Source organism: Pseudomonas sp. Pseusp3 (assembly GCF_047304225.1).
Lineage (GTDB): Bacteria > Pseudomonadota > Gammaproteobacteria > Pseudomonadales > Pseudomonadaceae > Aquipseudomonas > Aquipseudomonas fluorescens_CD.
Genome location: NZ_JBGLYV010000212.1, coordinates 1 through 2433, shown reverse-complemented (window position 1 = coordinate 2433; position 2433 = coordinate 1). Strand labels below are relative to the sequence as shown.

At 60.7% G+C, this 2433-nt stretch carries 2 protein-coding genes; one reads left to right on the top strand and one right to left on the bottom strand.

Annotation, left to right across the window (positions count from 1 at the left end):
* Window positions 1-274, bottom strand: a 274-nt coding sequence (locus ACCD00_RS30515) for a GlcG/HbpS family heme-binding protein (RefSeq protein ID WP_413428909.1), incomplete at its 3' end; no start/stop codon positions are given.
* 268 nt (window positions 275-542) lie between these two features.
* On the opposite strand from ACCD00_RS30515, the gene gcl reads away from it, so the two are divergent.
* Window positions 543-2318 (top strand): glyoxylate carboligase, encoded by a 1776-nt coding sequence (gcl, locus tag ACCD00_RS30510; protein ID WP_008020595.1) that lies wholly within the window; start codon window positions 543-545, stop codon window positions 2316-2318.
* Window positions 2319-2433 lie beyond the last annotated feature (115 nt).

Sequence of the window (2433 nt, the reverse complement as noted above, 5' to 3'; positions counted from 1 at the left end):
GCCCCAGGCTGTTCAACGCGGCGATAAACGCCGGGCGTTGCTGGGCGTCCAGCGCCAGCAGGCGTGACCCTTTGCCCAGCGCAATGGCGCCCCAGGCTTTGCCGATGGCGACGTGCGGGCGCAACAGGCTGGCGCCGTCTTCGCGCTGCAGGGTGATCAGATGCCCCCCGGCATCCAGTACCGCAATGGTCAGGGGCGCTGCCGAGATGGCCCGCCCTGCACTGATGGCCTCGTTGACCAGGTTGACTGCGACTTTCAAGGTTAAAGCGCTCATGGTGCCGTCCTCATTTTGTTTTTCGGAAAGTCGTTGGGCTGCGCCGTTGTGCCGCAGCTCGATGCAACAAATAGAACACAATGAATTATTTTTTTGTATACAATAATTATCGAAAGGCGCCACATGCGACGAAAAGCCACAGTAGATTGGGCTTCCGACGAATGAAACGAGCGCTTGAGAAAATGGATTGACCTGCGCCGTCCGCCGTGAATACACTCTGCGCAAAGCCACTTGTATACAATTACAAAACGTAAAGAGGCACAAAACCATGAGCAAAATGAGAGCAATCGAAGCCGCCGTTCTGGTGATGCGCCGTGAAGGGGTCGATACCGCTTTTGGCATCCCGGGTGCCGCCATCAACCCGTTGTACTCCGCCCTGCAAAAGGTCGGCGGCATCGATCACGTACTCGCTCGCCACGTTGAAGGTGCCTCGCACATGGCCGAGGGCTACACCCGCACCAAGGCTGGCAACATCGGTGTGTGCATCGGCACTTCCGGCCCTGCCGGCACCGACATGGTCACCGGGCTCTACAGCGCCTCGGCCGACTCGATCCCGATCCTCTGCATTACCGGCCAGGCACCCCGCGCCCGTATGCACAAGGAAGACTTCCAGGCTGTCGACATCACCAGCATCGTCAAGCCGGTGACCAAGTGGGCAACCACCGTTCTGGAACCGGGCCAGGTGCCTTACGCGTTCCAGAAAGCCTTCTATGAAATGCGCTCCGGCCGTCCAGGCCCGGTGCTGATCGACCTGCCGTTCGACGTGCAGATGGCCGAAATCGAATTCGACATCGACGCTTATCAGCCACTGCCGCTGGCCAAGCCAACCGCTAGCCGCGTCCAGGTCGAGAAGGCTCTGGCCTTGCTGGATCAGGCTGAACGCCCATTGCTGGTAGCCGGTGGCGGCATCATCAATGCCGACGCCAGCGATCTGTTGGTGGAGTTCGCCGAGCTGACCGGTATTCCGGTTATCCCGACCCTGATGGGCTGGGGCACCATCCCGGACGATCACCCGCTGATGGTGGGCATGGTTGGCTTGCAGACCTCGCACCGCTACGGCAACGCGACCATGCTGAAGTCGGACGTGGTACTGGGCATCGGTAACCGTTGGGCCAACCGTCACACCGGTTCGGTCGACGTGTACACCGAAGGCCGCAAGTTCATTCACGTCGACATCGAAGGCACTCAGATCGGCCGCGTGTTCACCCCGGACCTGGGCATCGTTTCCGACGCCGCTGCCGCGCTGACCGTGTTCATCGAAGTCGCTCGCGAATGGCAAGCCGCCGGCAAACTGAAGAACCGCAGCGCCTGGCTGCAAGACTGCCAGCAGCGCAAAGCCAGCCTGCAGCGCAAGACTCACTTCGACAACGTGCCGGTCAAGCCGCAACGCGTCTACGAAGAAATGAACCAGGTGTTCGGCAAAGACACCTGCTACGTCAGCACCATCGGTCTGTCGCAGATTGCCGGCGCGCAGTTCCTGCACGTCTACAAGCCGCGTCACTGGATCAACTGCGGTCAGGCAGGCCCGTTGGGCTGGACCATTCCGGCAGCGCTGGGCGTGGTCAAGGCTGATCCGAACCGTAAGGTCGTGGCCCTGTCGGGGGACTATGACTTCCAGTTCATGATCGAAGAACTGGCGGTCGGCGCTCAGTTCAAACTGCCTTACATCCACGTCGTGGTGAACAACTCGTACCTGGGCCTGATCCGTCAGGCACAACGCGGTTTCGACATGGACTACTGCGTGCAGCTGTCCTTCGACAACCTCAACGCCCCGGAGCTCAACGGTTACGGTGTCGACCACGTCGCGGTGGCCGAAGGCCTCGGCTGCAAGGCGCTGCGTGTGTTCGAACCGGCTCAGATCCAGCCTGCCCTGCGCAAGGCTCAGGAACTGATCGAAGAGTTCAAGGTGCCAGTGATCGTCGAGATTATCCTGGAGCGCGTGACCAACATTTCCATGGGCACCGAGATCAACGCCGTCAACGAATTCGAAGACCTGGCGCTGGTCGGCGACGACGCACCGACTGCGATTTCGTTGCTCGATTGATCACCACCCCAGTGGGGGCGGCCCCGGAGGCTGCCAAAGCGGGGCCCCAGAACATTAAAGGAGCACACCCAGCCCCCGTTCTCCGCCCACCAGAGCCAACAGTTGACCGCAAAAG

Bases quoted from the DNA above. Each gene is read 5' to 3' on its own strand.
- gcl (WP_008020595.1), top strand. From the start codon at position 543: ATGAGCAAAATGAGAGCAATCGAAGCCGCCGTTCTGGTGATGCGCCGT.